The 16,293-nt window shown below is 35.3% G+C and carries 15 protein-coding genes; 9 read left to right on the top strand and 6 right to left on the bottom strand.

The window, feature by feature from the left end:
* Positions 1 to 16: 16 nt before the first annotated feature.
* The 7 genes from NBX25_RS11850 to NBX25_RS11880 all read left to right on the top strand — a co-directional run bounded on the left by NBX25_RS11850 (position 17) and on the right by NBX25_RS11880 (position 8,250).
* A complete protein-coding gene (locus NBX25_RS11850) occupies positions 17 to 1,150 on the top strand; it encodes a hypothetical protein (RefSeq protein ID WP_250253750.1) in 1,134 nt (377 codons plus the stop codon).
* 45 nt (positions 1,151 to 1,195) lie between these two features.
* The gene (locus NBX25_RS11855) at positions 1,196 to 2,119 is read left to right on the top strand and encodes a glycosyltransferase family 2 protein (RefSeq protein WP_123909255.1); all 924 of its coding nucleotides are present in this window, start codon (positions 1,196 to 1,198) and stop codon (positions 2,117 to 2,119) included.
* 46 nt (positions 2,120 to 2,165) lie between these two features.
* Positions 2,166 to 3,962 (top strand): asparagine synthase (glutamine-hydrolyzing), encoded by a 1,797-nt coding sequence (asnB, locus tag NBX25_RS11860; RefSeq protein ID WP_250253752.1) that lies wholly within the window; start codon positions 2,166 to 2,168, stop codon positions 3,960 to 3,962.
* On the top strand, positions 3,962 to 4,900 hold the full coding sequence (locus NBX25_RS11865; RefSeq protein WP_250253753.1) for a glycosyltransferase family 2 protein: 939 nt from the start codon (positions 3,962 to 3,964) through the stop codon (positions 4,898 to 4,900). The genes asnB and NBX25_RS11865 overlap by 1 nt, the downstream gene beginning before the upstream one ends.
* Positions 4,897 to 5,838, top strand: a complete 942-nt coding sequence (locus NBX25_RS11870; protein WP_250253755.1) for a glycosyltransferase family 2 protein — start codon at positions 4,897 to 4,899, stop codon at positions 5,836 to 5,838. The genes NBX25_RS11865 and NBX25_RS11870 overlap by 4 nt, the downstream gene beginning before the upstream one ends.
* Positions 5,839 to 6,122: 284 nt before the next feature.
* Positions 6,123 to 7,067: a glycosyltransferase family 2 protein gene (locus NBX25_RS11875; protein WP_250253757.1), complete on the top strand. Its 945-nt coding sequence runs from the start codon at positions 6,123 to 6,125 to the stop codon at positions 7,065 to 7,067.
* A gap of 241 nt (positions 7,068 to 7,308) precedes the next feature.
* Positions 7,309 to 8,250, top strand: a complete 942-nt coding sequence (locus tag NBX25_RS11880) for a glycosyltransferase family 2 protein (RefSeq protein ID WP_250253758.1) — start codon at positions 7,309 to 7,311, stop codon at positions 8,248 to 8,250.
* 23 nt (positions 8,251 to 8,273) lie between these two features.
* On the opposite strand, the gene NBX25_RS11885 is transcribed toward NBX25_RS11880, so the two are convergent.
* The 4 genes from NBX25_RS11885 to NBX25_RS11900 form a co-directional block, all read right to left on the bottom strand.
* Positions 8,274 to 9,218: an SGNH/GDSL hydrolase family protein gene (locus tag NBX25_RS11885; RefSeq protein ID WP_250253760.1), complete on the bottom strand. Its 945-nt coding sequence runs from the start codon at positions 9,216 to 9,218 to the stop codon at positions 8,274 to 8,276.
* A complete protein-coding gene (locus NBX25_RS11890) occupies positions 9,193 to 10,626 on the bottom strand; it encodes an MBOAT family O-acyltransferase (RefSeq protein ID WP_250253761.1) in 1,434 nt (477 codons plus the stop codon). Before NBX25_RS11890 ends, NBX25_RS11885 begins: the two co-directional genes overlap by 26 nt.
* A gap of 167 nt (positions 10,627 to 10,793) precedes the next feature.
* Positions 10,794 to 11,822, bottom strand: coding sequence for an acyltransferase family protein (locus tag NBX25_RS11895; protein WP_250253763.1), 1,029 nt, complete (start codon positions 11,820 to 11,822; stop codon positions 10,794 to 10,796).
* Between the two features lie 149 nt (positions 11,823 to 11,971).
* Complete coding sequence (locus NBX25_RS11900) at positions 11,972 to 12,742, bottom strand: class I SAM-dependent methyltransferase (RefSeq protein ID WP_250253765.1); 771 nt, start codon at positions 12,740 to 12,742, stop codon at positions 11,972 to 11,974.
* A gap of 257 nt (positions 12,743 to 12,999) precedes the next feature.
* On the opposite strand from NBX25_RS11900, the gene NBX25_RS11905 reads away from it, so the two are divergent.
* Positions 13,000 to 13,839 carry a glycosyltransferase family 2 protein gene (locus NBX25_RS11905; protein ID WP_250253766.1) on the top strand — a complete coding sequence of 280 codons (840 nt, stop codon included), beginning with the start codon at positions 13,000 to 13,002 and terminating at the stop codon, positions 13,837 to 13,839.
* On the top strand, positions 13,839 to 15,011 hold the full coding sequence (locus NBX25_RS11910) for a glycosyltransferase (RefSeq protein ID WP_250253767.1): 1,173 nt from the start codon (positions 13,839 to 13,841) through the stop codon (positions 15,009 to 15,011). The genes NBX25_RS11905 and NBX25_RS11910 overlap by 1 nt, the downstream gene beginning before the upstream one ends.
* Before the next feature lie 14 nt (positions 15,012 to 15,025).
* Here the strand turns inward: NBX25_RS11910 and NBX25_RS11915 are convergent, their stop codons facing one another.
* A complete protein-coding gene (locus tag NBX25_RS11915) occupies positions 15,026 to 15,262 on the bottom strand; it encodes a phosphopantetheine-binding protein (RefSeq protein ID WP_250253769.1) in 237 nt (78 codons plus the stop codon).
* 26 nt (positions 15,263 to 15,288) lie between these two features.
* Positions 15,289 to 16,263 (bottom strand): 3-oxoacyl-ACP synthase III family protein, encoded by a 975-nt coding sequence (locus NBX25_RS11920; protein WP_250253770.1) that lies wholly within the window; start codon positions 16,261 to 16,263, stop codon positions 15,289 to 15,291.
* Positions 16,264 to 16,293 lie beyond the last annotated feature (30 nt).

A 16,293-nucleotide genomic window follows, 5' to 3' on the forward strand; every position in this document is an offset into this window, starting at 1 on the left:
TGTTTAAAGAACGAGCATGAAAACGAAAATAATTAATTATATCCTTGGTTTAATATTTAGCCTTTACTACTTTGTAAGTATTACAACTTCTTATACCCTTATCATAGTAAAAAAAGGAGGTTGGTGTTTCGGAGACTGGATCATCAACTATCAGGATGGAGGATTCAAACGAAGAGGTCTTTTCGGAACTCTGTTTATGTGGATCAATGAACTCACCCATATTAAGCTTGAGTATATTGTATTCGCATTTGTAGCTGTACTTTATACTGCCATTTTTTATCTTTTGTTCAAACTCATTTGGAATGAAAAGAACAATCTTCTTGTCATCGCTTTACTTCTGCTTCCGGTAGGTTTTGGAATGATGGTAAAAGATCCTAATATTGCTACAAGAAAAGAGATGTTGTTTTTTTTCCTGTACCTTCTCTACCTCTTATGTCTGCGGTCAAAGGTTATTATTAAAGATATCACCATCACCGTTTTTATCATTATTGCCCTTTTAACCCATGAAGCAGCTTACTTTTATTTGCCATTTGTAGGATTAGCCTATTTCATTAAAAATGAGGGTTCTTCGTCTGATAAACTCAAAAAAATCCTGTTTTATCAGTTTATTCCTGCCACCATCATCATGGTTTTTCTTTATAAATTTGGAATCAGTTTAAGGACAGAAAATACAATACCTTTCTTTAAAGCCCATGGATTGGTACTTGAGGAAATGGGAATTTTTGATTACGACCCCAATTATGACGTTCTGGGATATTATCAATCTCACTCTTATGATTATCAAACCTACGGAATAAGCATATTATTAGGTGCGTTGACAGTCTATATATATTGCAAATTCAATAGAATTAAGATCAATACCCTATTCCTGATTATTCAGATTCTTTTTTTGATTCCATTGTTCTATCTGGCCGTAGATTGGGGAAGATGGGTGAATATATTTTTCTCACTCTTGACTATATTTATTATAACAGAACAAAGAGCGGTTCTAAGCAAAAAACAGGAAGTTATTGCTGTGATATTAATTTTATTTAATCTTTCCTGGAGAATGATGCTGATGACTCAGGGATTCTTAACTTTCCCTCAGTTTGATGCGTTTCTTAAGCAAATCTACTATTTTTTGTATTTTAGAATCACCAATTTGTTTTAGAACCTGGGAAACTCATTAAGCCCAATAAAAATATTAAAATAAAAAATGCCTGAGATTCATATTATCATTGTTACCTATAATGCCATGAAATGGGCAGAGCGGTGCTTTACCAGTCTAAGAACATCATCTGTCCCTGTAAAGTGCTTCGTCATAGACAACGGATCTACAGATGGAACTCAGGAATATATAAAAACTCATTTCCCGGAAGTAGATTTCACTCAATCTGAAACCAATCTTGGATTTGGAAAAGCCAACAATATAGGTATTGAAAAAGCCTATAAAAATGGGGCTGATTTCTTCTATCTGATGAATCAGGATGCATGGCTTTATGAAAACAGTATGGAAAAGATGCTGGAAGTCTATAACAGCCATCCCAACAAAGACGAAATTGGTATTATAAGCCCTATTCATATAGACGGTTCAGAGAAATACCTTGATATTTTCCTGGATCAGTATATTGCTAAGAATTATGAAAAGACAAGAATGATTTCGGATTTGTATTTTCAAACATTAAAACCTTACTATGAGATTCATTTTGTCAATGCTGCTCATTGGCTGTTACCAAAGAAAACAGTAGAAACCATAGGAGGATTTAATCCTTATTTTTTCCATTATGGAGAAGATGATGAATATGTTAACAGAGTCCATTTTCATCAAAAGAAAGTCTTACTGGTTCCGGGAAGTAAAGTGGTTCATGACGGAGTACAGCTTCTCCATAAAATAGACTTCACCAAATACGAAGATGTTCGTGTAGAGATCAACACCCTGAACCCGAGTTTTCCAAATGGCTTGCTATCAGAAAAGAAATCACTGAAACAAAGTATGTTTAAAAACTTTATAACAGGAAATTTCAGCAAGTACAAAGAATTGTCTCAGAAGTATCAAAAAATTGCAAGAGACAGTGAAAAATTAACCAGCTTACGAAGTCAATTGATTCAATCAGGTCCTACTTTTCTCAATCTGTCGTAAATTAGCTGTACAAAAAGTGAAAATTAATGATGAAAAATAAAATATTATGTGTGGAATAGCGGGAATTATAAGCAGGAATGCCAGGAATTACCAGGAGGAAATTCGAAAGATGACAGATTCATTGGTTCACCGTGGTCCGGATTCTTCTCACTATGAATTTTATGAAAATGCCGCACTGGGTCACCGCCGACTTTCCATTATAGATCTTTCTGACAATGGAAAGCAACCTATGTTCTCCAATACTAAAAATGAATGTATTGTCCTCAATGGGGAAATATATGGCTATCAGGACATCAAAAGACAATATGCAGAATACCCTTATCATGGAGGTTCTGATACTGAAGTTATTCTTGCCATGTACCAGAAAAAACAGGAAAATCTCATCCATGATCTTCCGGGAATGTTTGCATTTGCTATTTGGGACGAGCAGAAGCAACAGTTATTCTGTGCAAGAGACCGTTTTGGAGAAAAACCTTTTTATTATGCCATTGGTAACAATAATGAGTTTATTTTTGCATCAGAAATCAAAGCCATTTTAGCTTCAGGACTTATACAGCCAAAAGTAAGCTCCCAGGCACTCTCTCACTATCTCCAATATGGATATGTAAGCTCTCATCAGAGTATTTACAGCAATATATATACGCTTCCACCCGCTCACCAGCTGATCTGGAAAGATGGGCAGTTTAAAGTTTCCCGTTATTATAGCTTACCTGCAAAAGACAGGGTAATTAGTCTTTCCGACGCTAAGGAAGAATTTCTGTACCTGTTGAAAAATGCGGTAAAAAAACAGCTGATTGCAGATGTAGAAGTAGGAAGTTTCCTGAGTGGAGGACTAGATTCTTCATCCGTTGTTGCTTTAGTAGATGAGTTTTTACCTCATCAGACCACCATCAGCTTCGGATATGATCACAAAGACAATGAGCTGAAATATGCCAAGGAAATTGCCGAAAAGTACAAAACCAATCATATTGAGGTTCATGAGAAGAAATCTGATCTTGTTACCTCACTTTTAAAAATATCTCCATTTTTTGATGAACCTTTTGCAGACGCTTCCTTTATTCCTCACTACGAAATATGCCGAGCAGCCAAAAAGAATCTTACGGTTGTATTATCCGGTGATGTAGGAGATGAGTTATTCGGTGGATATCATTTCTATACCGTTGAAAATAAATTAAAGAAACATTTCAGCTATAAGAATATTATTGCTCAGTTTGGGTTAAAACTATATCAGCAAATAAAGCCTACATCATTCCTTACCCGTAAAAATATGGAGTTTTCATCCATTATGGATTTCCACCTGAATGATGTAAGAAATGCCTTCAATAAAAAAGAGCGCGATCTTCTCGGAGTTTCTTCAGATGAGCTGCAAACTTATAGTTTTACTCCTAATCCGGATTCGCTGAACGATATTATGAGGATAGATTTGGAAAATTATGTTCCAGCTAATATGATGGTGAAATCTGACCGAATGGCAATGGCTAATTCTTTAGAAGTGAGAACTCCATTTCTGGATCTGGACTTTGCTGAATTTTGCATCCAATTGCCGGATCAGCTGAAACTTAATGACAGCAATGATAAAATTATTCTTCGTGAAGCAATGGGGTCTTATTGGACAGAAACCATCAGATCACGCCATAAACAAGGGTTTGGCCTTGGAGTAAAAAATTGGTTTGCAGAAGAAAATCTGATGAATTTTTCAAATGACCTGCTAAAAGATCCGAATCATAAAGTGTTTGATTTCATTGATTTTAAAGCCGCTCAGAATTTCCTTGACAAGGATGAAAGACATTGGAATCTTTTACAGCTAGCATTATGGGCTGATAATAATAAATCTGTTTTGTAATGCTTGAAATATCTGTTATCATTCCTGTATACAATGCTGCGGAATTCCTTGAAAAAGCAGTTCGGTCTGCTGTTCAGTTTGAAGAAGTAAAAGAGGTCATCTTAATTGAGGATAAATCCACAGATGACTCTTTGAAAATCTGTGAGCGGCTCAGTACTGATATTCCAAAAGTAAAATTATTTCAACATGCAGATAAAGGAAACCATGGTGCTGGAGCCGCAAGAAATCTGGGGATAGAAAAAGCTACCCGGGATTTTATAGCATTTCTGGATGCCGACGATTATTATCTTCCCAATCGGTTTGATGCTGAAAAAGAACTTTTCATAAACCCAAAGGTAGATGGGGTTTTCAATGCTATTGGGACAGAATATCTTACTGAGAAAGGAAAAGAAGAATTTCAGTCTAAATTTAAAGAAGTATCTCTGAGTACAGTTAATTATCCTGCAGAAGGAGAAGAAGTATTTAAAGGACTCTTAAGTTTAACAACTAAAACTTTCGGTACATCTTTTCACCTCAACTCACTTACGATACGAAAGGCTTCTTTAGAACCTAATCATCTACGTTTCAATAAGGATCTTCGGGTACATCAGGATTCAGACTTTATTATCAAACTGGCCTACCACTGTCATTTAAAAACAGGGAATATAACAGAAGCTGTTGCCATGAGAGGCGTTCATGATAACAACAGAATCACTAAAATTGTAAAATATTCGCCACAATATAATCAAAGACAATTTCTTTTATGGCAATCCCTTAATCAATGGGCTATTTCCAATCATCTACCATCAGAATCCGGAAAAAGAATTTATTTACTGTATAAATCATTTGATCTATCTTTAAAGAAAGGGTTTATCAAATACTATACAATTTTAGAAGAAGCCCTTAAAAATCCTGAAATATTAAAGACTAAATACCGTTTCACTTACTACAACAGATGAACATGAAGATCTCTGTAATTATTCCTGTATACAACGCAGAAAAATATATATCGAAAGCTGTAGAATCTGCCTTACAACTCGATGAAGTGTATGAAATCATTTTGATAGAAGATAAATCTCCGGATCATTCGCTTCAGCGATGCAAGGAACTGGCTCAAAAACATAATCAGGTAAAACTTTTCCAACACCCTGACCTGGGAAATCATGGAGCCGGAGCCAGCAGAAACCTCGGAATAGAAAAAGCTGCTGGGGAATTCATCGCATTTCTGGATGCCGATGATTATTTCCTTCCCAATCGGTTTGATGCTGAAAAAGAACTTTTTAAGGATCCAAAAATAGATGGCGTTTTTAATGCTATTGGTACGGAATACCTTACTGAGAAAGGAAAAGAAGAATTCATATCCAATATCAATGATAGTGAATTGCTCACCGTTAATTATCCCGCAGAAGGACATGAAGTATTCAGAGGATTACTTGGACTTACTTCCAAAGCTTTTGGTTCGTTCTTCACTTTAGATGCCCTTACCGTCAGAAGGCATTCACTTGAATCTAAAAAATTAAGATTTAATGAAGCGCTCCGTCTTCACCAGGATTCAGATTTTATTATCAAACTTGCCCATCAATGTCATCTGAAATCCGGGATTATAGATATTCCTGTCGCCATGAGAGGAATGCATGATGATAACAGAATCACCAAAATAGTAAGGTATTCTCTACAATACAACCAGCGACAATTCCTGTTCTGGAATTCCCTTTACGATTGGTCTAATACCTTGCCTCTTGAAACAGATGTAGCGCAGCATATTTATCTTCAGAAAAAAGCATTCGAGCTTTCTGGGAAAAAAGGGGTTTCAAAAACAATAGGATTACTGGCAGCTATTTTTAAAAATCCGAATATATTAAGAACAAAATATAGATTTACATATTCGCATTCATAATAATTTATTGTAAGGTTTTCAAGCATTCTGCGATCAAATAAGAAAAAAAACAGTGTTAATAATTCCCAATATTGAGGAATTATCATCCTATTTTCACCTCAAAAAAATATTTTTTTCACTTAAAAACATAGCTGCACCTGCTTCTATCACGTATACATCCTATTTTACAGAAAAATTGGTTTTTTAATAACCTTAAAATAAAATTAAAAGCTTAAATTTCGAATTCAAAAGGTACTAAATAGAACGCAATTGCAATTCTAAATTTATTGTAAAAAGGAGAAGAAATGAGGATCTCAGTAGTTATTCCCGTTTATAATGCAGAAAAGTATGTTTCCCAGGCAGTAGAATCTGTTCTTCAGTTTGATGAAGTTCATGAAATCATTCTGATTGAAGATAAGTCCCCGGACAATGCATTACAAATATGTCAGCAGCTCGCCGAAAAACATGAAAGAGTAAAACTTTACCAGCATCCTGATAAGGAAAATCATGGTGCCGGCCCAAGCAGGAACTTGGGCATAGAAAAATCAACCGGAGAATTTGTTGCTTTTCTCGATGCAGACGACTATTTCCTACCCAATAGATTCGATGCTGAAAAAGAACTGTTCAAAGATCCAAAAATAGAAGGAGTGTATGGAGCTCTTGGGGTTCATTACTATTCTGCCAAAGCAAAAGAGCAGTATTATCAATTATTCGAAGACAAACTGACCACGGTCTATAAAAAGTACGAGCCCAAAGATGTTTTCCCCGGACAACTTCATATGCTGGGAAGCTTTGGTCTCTTCAGTATTGATACTTTAACGGTACGTAGGGAGGCTTTAATGAATAAAGTAAAAACTTTATTCAAACCTCATTTAAGACTTCATGAAGACACGGAATTTCTCTTCCGTCTTTCTTATTATCTTGATCTCTATCCTGGAATTCTCGACAAAGCTATAGCGATAAGAGGAGTACATGAAAACAACAGGATAACAAAGGTGGATCTTCGTCTCATAGATCCAGCAGTCTCCAGGGCTATTCTTTGGAAAGAAGTCAATCTTTGGTCCCACACTGAAAATGATATTTCAGAAGAAGTCAGGATCCATATCAAAAGGATGCACCGCAGTTTTGAGATTGCAAAAGCTCCTTTATTAAAAAAATGGGGAATGATTATAAAATATTTATTTACCGATTATAAAAGTATAAGGTCCGGATTATACAATATCAATTTCCGACATTCACTAATCTCTTAAAAATAAAAACCATACATTTACAGCTTACATTAAAACACAAAATCAAAAAAAGGATTGCGTTACAAATTCTCTGTTAAAATCATCTGAACCCTCTGTTGTTCGGCAGACTTTTTGAATCAACCACTCAATAGACAACCTATCTGTTTTTTTATAAAAAAAATCGGACATAAGTCTTTATAATTGATTATCTTGCAACGCTTTTCCGCACACAAATGATATAAAAAATTAAGTTGGCAAAAAAATGAAAATTTCAGTAATTATTCCTGTTTACAATGCTGAGAAATATGTTTCTCAGGCTGTGGAATCTGCTTTGCAGTTTGATGAAGTATATGAAATCATTTTAATAGAAGACCAATCTCCGGATAATGCACTGGAGGTATGTGAACATCTTGCCAAAAAATACGACAGGGTAAAACTTCACCAGCATCCGGACAAAAGAAATCATGGCGCTGGCCCAACCAGAAATCTGGGAATAGAAAAGTCCACCGGAGATTTTATTGCTTTCCTGGATGCAGATGATTATTTCCTTCCCAATAGATTTGACGCTGAAAAAGAACTTTTTAAACAGCCTGAAGTAGAAGGTGTCTATGGTGCACTTGGTGTTCATTATTATACAGAAAAAGCAAAAGAACAATATTATTCTTTATTTGGAGATCGATTAACTACTGTTTACAAAAGACATGATCCTAAAGATGTCTTCCCTGGACAGACCTATATGCTGGGGAGCTTTGGACTCTTCAGTATAGATGCATTAACGATCCGCAGGGATTCTTTAATGAAAAAAATGAAACCTCTATTTAAAGCAACTTTAAGGCTTCACCAGGACACAGAGTTCTTGTTGAGACTATCTTACTATCTTAATCTCTATCCCGGATCTATAGACAAAGCCGTTGCTATACGGGGTGTACATGAAGACAATAGGATTACACAGGTAGATTCCAAAAAAGTAAATCCGGCAACTACCCGCGTTCTTTTATGGAAAGAAGTAGATGCATGGGCCAAAAATGAAACGACTCTTCCTGAACATATCAAGCTTCATATTAATAGAATGTATCGCAGTTTTCAGATTGCCAATTCTCCTAAGCCAAAAAGATGGCAAATGATCCTGAAATATCTTGTAACAGATTATAAGAGTATACGATCTGGTATTTATAACATTAATTTCAGAAATAATCTCTTCTAATTCTATACAATCTTTAAAAGAGATTACCTGCCTCTACTCATCATGATGGAGTCTCCTATTCGGGAAGTAATTTTACGACTTGATTCTTTATACAAATGGTTTCCATCCGTATAATCATATTCAGCATAATTTCCTGAAAAGTCAAAAAACGTTACATTCTGCTTTTTTGCTATGTCCTTCAAAAGCTTGTTAAAATAAGGATATTTTTTACTCTCTATAGCGGTAAGACTTTTCGATGTAGGAAGCCGGACCAGATATACCCTACCCTTCGTCCTTAGGTAATTAATCATTTCATTAATCGCTCTGAGACGTTCCGGTGAAAGTTCTACGGAATTGGCCAGCTCCTTATAAAACTGTTCCTTTCTATTCGTCCTTACGGCAACAGAATCAGCATGCATATTGATGTTTACTTCCAGCCAGCCGTCATCATGAAGAAAAGTATTGGATTTCCCTGCCTCTGCCCTTTCTGTATAAATCTTAAACCAGCTTCTGGTATAATGCTTCAGCAGATATTCATAATTAGGAGACCTGTCATAAAAATACATATCATTTAATGGAGAATGTTCTTCAGGAAAGTCTTTTTCCTTTTTGACCCCTTTATCCAATGATAGATTCCAAGGACTCACCGTCAGGATAAAAATTCCATTTTTAGTTTCAGGGTCTAATTTTCTTTTTAAAGCTTTAAAATAAATCTGCCCATAGGGCGACTCTACAATATTCAAAGAAAAATTATCAAAATTTGCTGAAAGTTTACTTTTTAAAACACTGGGAACTACACCCTGAGATCCACGGGAATCTCCCAGTATCATATTCTGAGGCTTTTTAACTGCAAAATGCATATAATTATCATCCGTATTGCCGTCCGCATAAGATCCAAGGATTGCCAATACAATAAGTACTGCAACACAATAAGGCACTATTTTAATTAAAAACTTCTTCATGCTAAAACTGAAAATAAATAAATTCATTATTCCCGAAGTTGGCATAACGGAGAATGATATAAATAACAACCAGATAGAAAATACGTCTTACCCAGGGGCTGAATCTTTTAATTTCCAATCCGTGGAACCTTTCCCTGTTGATCCATTCAATCATCATCATAAATCCAATCAGTCCCAATACTTTAAATGGTAATGCATGCGGAACAGACAACAATTCACGACTAAAAATTCTACCGATATAATGAATCGCCTGATTCACAGACCCTGCTCTGAAAAAGATCCACGCCAGGCACGTAATCAGAAAGGTAATCAGAATTTGGAAACATTCCCTAAAGGATGGTAAAAATTTCCCCTGAGCTGCCACTTCCATATTCTGACGGTTTTTATTCATAATGAGTAAAGGCATAAAATACAGTGCATTCAGGCCACCCCAGATCATAAACGTCCAGTTGGCACCATGCCAGAATCCTGAAACCAGGAAAATAATAAATGTGTTTCTGATCTTCATCCAAAGACCTCCTTTGCTTCCTCCTAATGGAATATACAGATAGTCCCTGAACCACGAGGAAAGCGAAATATGCCACCTTCTCCAGAATTCTGCAATATCCCTGGAGAAATAAGGAAAGGCAAAATTTTTCAACAATTCAATTCCAAATAACCTGGAAACCCCCAAGGCAATATCTGAATATCCGGAGAAATCCCCATAGATCTGAAAAGCAAATAATACAGCTCCTATTACAAGATTACCAGGGCTTTCCGTTTGATAATTGTTAAATATCTCATTCACCAGCGGCGCGCAGTTATCAGCAATGACCATCTTTTTGAAAAATCCCCAAAGGATTTGCCGCATCCCATCCACCGCTTGTTCATAGTTAAAAACTCTCTCCCGCTGTATCTGAGGCAAGAGGTGGGTCGCTCTTTCTATAGGACCAGCTACAAGAAGGGGAAAATAACTTACAAAAACAGCATAGTCAGTAAAGCTTCTTTCAGCTTTTATCCTTTTTTTATAGACGTCAATTACATAAGACAGGCCATGAAAGGTATAAAATGAAATTCCTACCGGAAGTATAATATTGAGTAACCAGACATTGACCTTAAAGCCAAAACCGCCAAGAAGTTCTGCAAAACTATCAACAAAGAAATTGTAATATTTAAAGAACCCCAGAAAACCCAGATTAATCACAATACTCAAAGTAAGCCAAAATTTAGCTTCCCGATTCGTCTTACTGTTCTCAATTTTGATTCCCGATATATAATCTAGACCAATGGAAAACATCAGTAAAAAAAGAAATCTCCAATCCCAGCAGGCATAAAAATAAAAACTGGCCAATAACAATAGCCTGTTCTGTTCCTGAAATTTTCTGTTGAATACAAACCAATAGAGACAAAATACTATCGGTAAAAAAATAAGAAATCCTATTGAATTGAATAACATAGTATATAGAAGTTATTGGTTATGATACTTCTCTGAAACCTTTAGTTCAGCCTTTACATTATTCTTTTTATAAAAAAAACTAAATCTGGATTCTCGTCTGAGATATGGATGAAGGGAACTTTTCTCATTTCTATAATTGTGTTGCTTTGTTACAAAAATAAAAATTTTTATCTGATCTTCAACTTTTTCAGATAATCTCTTAATGGTTTTTCTATAAATTGATAAAACAGAATACAGATTATAATAAGAAAAATTACGTAAATCCCAAATACGATATCAATGGAAAATTTATATTTTCCCCACTTTAAAAGCTCTCTCAGAATGTAGAGAACAGGAATATGAGTAATGTATATTGCATAACTTGCCTCTCCCAGGTATTCCAAAGGTTTTAATGAGAACAGCCTCGACAGAACTCCATTATTCCTTGAGATTAAGATAATAAGCGGAATAAACAACAATGCCATCAAACCATTGTGATAGAAAAATGAAGTAAACATCAGCGATAATATAATCAATCCAAAAATAATGACAATAGGAATATCATAGTTCTTCTGTCTCGAATTTCTCACAAAATAGAGCCCTGCAAGATTTCCCACCAGAAATTCATTGATATGCATCAGCGGAAAGTAATACAATAGTTCATGGCTTTCTGTATGAGGTCCTTTATAATAAGATGACTCTGAATATAGACTGCAAAATGCCTGCGTAATAATCCATATGATAATGGTAATCACCCAAACACTTTTATTTCCTTTAGAATAAAAATGATTGTATAACAAAGGAAAGAGCAGATAAAACAGAAACTCTACAGAAATGGACCAACCTGGGAAATTCAGGACCATAGCCCCACCAGGAATCCAGCTCTGAAGCCCAAGCAGATATAAAAATCCTTTATAAATACTGAAGTCAGAATATCGGGTGACCAAATACAATAAAAGTCCCAGCACATATAAAGGGTAAATCCTTGCAAACCGGTTTTTATAATACTCGAAATATTCGATCTTATCTTTTTTGTGATAAGCCACAATCATAATAAAACCGGAAAGAATGAAGAAGTAGCTCACTCCTACATTGGCTTTCAGGAAAATATTTGATATATAATCGATTTTATATAAAAACAGATCTTTATTGAAATGGGAAATGACAATAGCCATCGCCGCAAGAAATCTGGTAAATGTAATCTGACTTATCTTCATAAGAACTGCTTAAACAGCTGTTGCATAAATTTATTTGTACATTTTTTAATCCACAGATGTTCACCGGCTTGTAATATTACCGATATTTCTTATTCAAAATATCCACCAACCTCTTTCTAAAAAAAAACAAATAAAACCCTGATATAAAGTTATTTAATAAAAACACCGATGTATTTTCCTTCATATTCTACAACGGTAGTATCTATCTTATTTTTTTCACAAAAATCTTGGTAGGAAGAATTATCGCCAATATCATCACTGATGAAAACACCTCCTTTTTTCAAATGATGGTAAAGTTCATCGTAAGCCCACATTCTTCCGTTATAACTTTTATCTGAATCATAGTGGAGAACATCGAATATTGTGTTTTCAGCAAAAATCTTCGGTAGTGATTCCCTGTCTGCAAAACGGAATAATTTCCATTTCCCTTTGAGAGTTTCAGGAACCACATATCCTACATATTGATCTCCATCCTGAGCCAAATAAGGCATATCTGAACTGTACAGTGTTCCGTTTCTTTTTACAAGAGATAATAATGAAGCTAATGAAGACCATCCATAGGCTACTCCCGTTTCTATAACATGTTGTGCATTGGTAAACTCACAGGCATAATAAATCAGTTCCAAAGCTCCGGGACCTCCCATTTTCACAGGACATTCCTTTTCTCTTTGATTGGCTTTCCCTAAAACTTCATGATAATCATTACGAAAAGTATCTATTTCTAATCCAAAAAGCTTTGAAATGGCTTCCTTCTGTGATACGGCCTTTTCAGCTGCCCAGGAATTGGTCTTTTCTTTCCCCTTAAAAGCATTACCTCTGTTAACCGTATTTTTAATAATCTTCCGGCCCAATTCCGGATAAAGATCCGGTCTTTTCAGATACCCGATAAATGTTTTAAGAACTCTCGTTATTTCACCCACTCTACAGCCTTTAATAAAAGCAAAAATAAAGTTTTTTTTTTCATTTATATAAAAACGGATTATATTTGTGTAACTCAAGTGAAAAAAAACATTACCTTCTCTCTATGATGAAAAATGCCAGTTTACCATCAGGATTTCATTTTTCAATGAACAATTTTCTTTCAGTCTATTTCCTGAAATATTTGTCAGCCACAACTGATAAAAGGATGGAGTCTTTAAGTACAGAAATTAATTGTCAATACCCTTTATAAACCAACATGAAGTTTTCCATTCTTATTGCTCATTACAATAATGCTACATTATTCAGAGATTGCTACGATTCTCTGCTAAAACAAACCTATCCCGATTGGGAAGCCGTTATTGTGGATGATGCTTCTTCAGAAGATGAAAAAGAGCTTGTAAAAGCCATCATTGCAGGAGATCAAAGGTTTAAGTTTTTTGAAAATGAAAAAAATAGGGGTGTAGGGGTTACAAAAAGCAGACTTATAGAACTGGCTTCCGGAGACATTTGTGGCTTTGTTGATCCTGATGATGCCATCCTTCCTACAGCTATTGAAAAGGCAATTCAGGTTTTTAAAGATAAAAAGAAAGTGGTACTCACCTATTCCCGCTTTATGGGGTGTGACAAAGACCTGAAGCCCATTGCACCATTTAAATCTGCAATGCAGGTAAGAAACGGTGATCCTTATTTCTTCAATTATCCCAATCAGATCAATCATTTTGTAACATTCAGAAAGGATGTTTACGAACAAACAGAAAAAATGAATCCGGAATTAAGAATTGCAGAAGACCAGGATCTGTATTTAAAGATGTATGAAAAAGGGGACGTGTATTTTATAGATGATACCAATTATCTTTACAGGGCCCATTCAGGAGGTATTTCTCAGAATAATAATAAAGGTAAGTCTTATGATTACTTTGCACAGGTTGTCCTAGCGACTATGAAAAGAAGAAACCTTACCAAGATCAATGGAAAAAAGATCCCGGAAAATTACACCCATCATCAGGAGATTTTTGCTCTTTTGGAATATCAGCATGGAATTTGGTACAGGATTAAAAAAAATATAATTATTACTTTACAAAAACTTTTCAGATAATGGCAGAAAATAAGAAAATACAGGTTCTTTTCAGACACCGCTCGATGGAAATGGGAGGAGTGGAAAAAGTAGTATTGAGCATGCTCAACAATCTGAATCGTGACAAATTTGAATTAACCATTTGCCTCAACATGAATCAGGGAGAACTTCGAAATGAAATTCCCGACCATGTAAAAAAGGTTTACCTCACTGAAGGCAAAGAGGGGTTTTCTCAAAATCCATTCATCAATAAACTTCAGCTTGTCCGCAGAAGATTAAAGCTGATGCGAATATTAAAAAGTCCCAGAATATCTGATCGTATCTTAGGAAATAAAAAATTTGACATAGAGATCTCTCCTTCTTATGCCACATTCTCATCAGTCAATAATTCAAGCAATAAACATTCAAAAAAAATAGGATGGTTTCACTCTGAAATCAATTTGCCAGCTTTGCAACCTGCAGTTCCGGAGATTATAGAAAACTTTCAAAAGTTTGACCATATGATCTACTGTTCGAAAAGAATCAAAGAAATGATGCATCTGTATTACCCGGACTTAAAATATCCTGCAGAAAGTGTAGTAATCAATGCCATTCCTATTGAAGAAATTAAAAAAAAGGCAGAAGAGAAATTAAAAGATTTCCCTCAAGGACCAGTCTTTGTTTCTGTAGGCAGGCTCCATCACAGAAAAGGCTATCACAAACTTATTGATGCTCATAAAAAACTGATAGACGAAGGTTTCCATCACAGTATCTTAATACTTGGTAACGGAGAAGAAATGGAAAACCTGAAAGCTCAAATCAGCACCAATAATGTTCAGAGCACATTTATTTTATGTGGCAATCAAATGAACCCCTATCCTTACATTAAAAATGCAGATTACTTTATTCTTCCTTCCGAGTCAGAAGCATGGCCACTTGTGATTGCCGAAGCACTTATTCTTCAAAAGCCGATTATTGCAACAGATACCGGCGATGTAGGAATTATGATTAAAGATCGCGAAACAGGATATCTGATCAATTACGAAACTAACGAAATGTATGAAGCGATGAAAAAATTCCTTTCTGATCCGGAATTGATCTCCAGAATCAGAAAGAACCTTCTTACGATCGAAGATCAGTTTGACAATCAAAAGATCTTCAATGCCGTTGAACAGATCCTTGAGAATCTTTACCAGCAAAAACAGAGTGAATGATGGTTATGCAACCATCATTCACTTTCAAAGTTTTCCAACCCAATAATATTCATCAGATCTGACACTGTTTCCATATTTTTAAACTGATCAGGATCAAGCTGTTGATCGAAGTTTTCATCTACAAAAGCAATCACAGAAAGTAAACTGATAGAATCATAATTTTCCAGATCTTTCAGCTTGGTTTCCTTGCTCAGCGATTGATTTTCCTCTAGTTCCTCTTGTAATTTTTCTAAAAAAACGGAAGTTTTCATATATTTTAAATTTTGTGATTTGTGAATTAAACATCTATAATGGTAGCGGCCCAGGAATACCCTACTCCAAAGCCGGCAAGCAAAATCTTATTTCCTTTTTTTAACAGCCCTTTATCCTGCATATTTTTCAGTGCAATGGGAATCGTTGCAGAGACTGTATTTCCTGTTTTCTCCATATCAATGTAGAATTTTTCGGTGGGAATTTTTGTCTTCCTTCTCAAATAATTCAGCATAAAAGAATTAGCCTGGTGAAAAACAAAATAATCAATATCATCCATAGTAAGACCATTTGCATTCATGGTTTCTTTAATCAGCCCCGGTATCTTTTCTATGGTAAAATTAAAAATTTCAGGTCCGTTCATATAAAGATTCTCAGGATTGAATTCATGATTGGGATTTACGAGAAAGTTCGTCCTGAAACCTCCTTTTTTCACTATTAAGTTTTCAGCCCCGCTGCCATCAGTGCCCATACAGAATTTATAATCCCCTGCATCCGTATCTTTCTCAACAATTACTGAGGCTGAAGCATCTCCAAACAGGCAACGGTTTCCTTTATCTTTTGGATGAATATGTTTGGTATACGTTTCTGAAGTAATTAACAAAATAGTGTTGGCAATTCCAGCGGTAATTAATCCTTTAGCAAAAGCCAATCCATAAACAAACCCGGAACAGCCCAAATTGAAATCTACAGCCCCAATATTTTTTCTCAATCCCAGTTTATCCTGTAGAATACAAGCAGTGGTGGGAAGGAAATAATCCGGGCTTTGGGTGCAGAAAAGAATAAAGTCTATTTTGTTCCTGTCATAATCCTCAAAAACCTTTTCTGATGACTGTATAGCCAAGTCCAGCACAGTCTCATTTTCTGAAGAAATATGACGTTGCATAATCCCTACTTTTTCCCGGATTCTTTCAGAACTCCATTCAGGAAATTCCTTTTCCAGATCCATATTAGTAAGAATCAATTCAGGTAAATAATATTCTATTTTAGAAATTCTTATCATATAAATTCTTTTCTTTGTATGAGAAAAACA

This window comes from Chryseobacterium sp. Marseille-Q3244 (genome assembly GCF_940807095.1).
Lineage (GTDB): Bacteria > Bacteroidota > Bacteroidia > Flavobacteriales > Weeksellaceae > Chryseobacterium.

Coding starts and splice junctions, on each gene's coding strand:
- NBX25_RS11875 (WP_250253757.1), top strand. CDS start 6,123: ATGAGGATCTCAGTAGTTATTCCCGTTTATAATGCAGAAAAGTATGTT.
- NBX25_RS11915 (WP_250253769.1), bottom strand. CDS start 15,262: ATGAAAACTTCCGTTTTTTTAGAAAAATTACAAGAGGAACTAGAGGAA.
- NBX25_RS11855 (WP_123909255.1), top strand. CDS start 1,196: ATGCCTGAGATTCATATTATCATTGTTACCTATAATGCCATGAAATGG.
- NBX25_RS11890 (WP_250253761.1), bottom strand. CDS start 10,626: ATGTTATTCAATTCAATAGGATTTCTTATTTTTTTACCGATAGTATTT.
- NBX25_RS11910 (WP_250253767.1), top strand. CDS start 13,839: ATGGCAGAAAATAAGAAAATACAGGTTCTTTTCAGACACCGCTCGATG.
- NBX25_RS11895 (WP_250253763.1), bottom strand. CDS start 11,822: ATGAAGATAAGTCAGATTACATTTACCAGATTTCTTGCGGCGATGGCT.
- NBX25_RS11920 (WP_250253770.1), bottom strand. CDS start 16,263: ATGATAAGAATTTCTAAAATAGAATATTATTTACCTGAATTGATTCTT.
- NBX25_RS11905 (WP_250253766.1), top strand. CDS start 13,000: ATGAAGTTTTCCATTCTTATTGCTCATTACAATAATGCTACATTATTC.
- NBX25_RS11850 (WP_250253750.1), top strand. CDS start 17: ATGAAAACGAAAATAATTAATTATATCCTTGGTTTAATATTTAGCCTT.
- NBX25_RS11865 (WP_250253753.1), top strand. CDS start 3,962: ATGCTTGAAATATCTGTTATCATTCCTGTATACAATGCTGCGGAATTC.
- NBX25_RS11880 (WP_250253758.1), top strand. CDS start 7,309: ATGAAAATTTCAGTAATTATTCCTGTTTACAATGCTGAGAAATATGTT.
- NBX25_RS11885 (WP_250253760.1), bottom strand. CDS start 9,218: ATGAATTTATTTATTTTCAGTTTTAGCATGAAGAAGTTTTTAATTAAA.
- NBX25_RS11870 (WP_250253755.1), top strand. CDS start 4,897: ATGAACATGAAGATCTCTGTAATTATTCCTGTATACAACGCAGAAAAA.
- asnB (WP_250253752.1), top strand. CDS start 2,166: ATGTGTGGAATAGCGGGAATTATAAGCAGGAATGCCAGGAATTACCAG.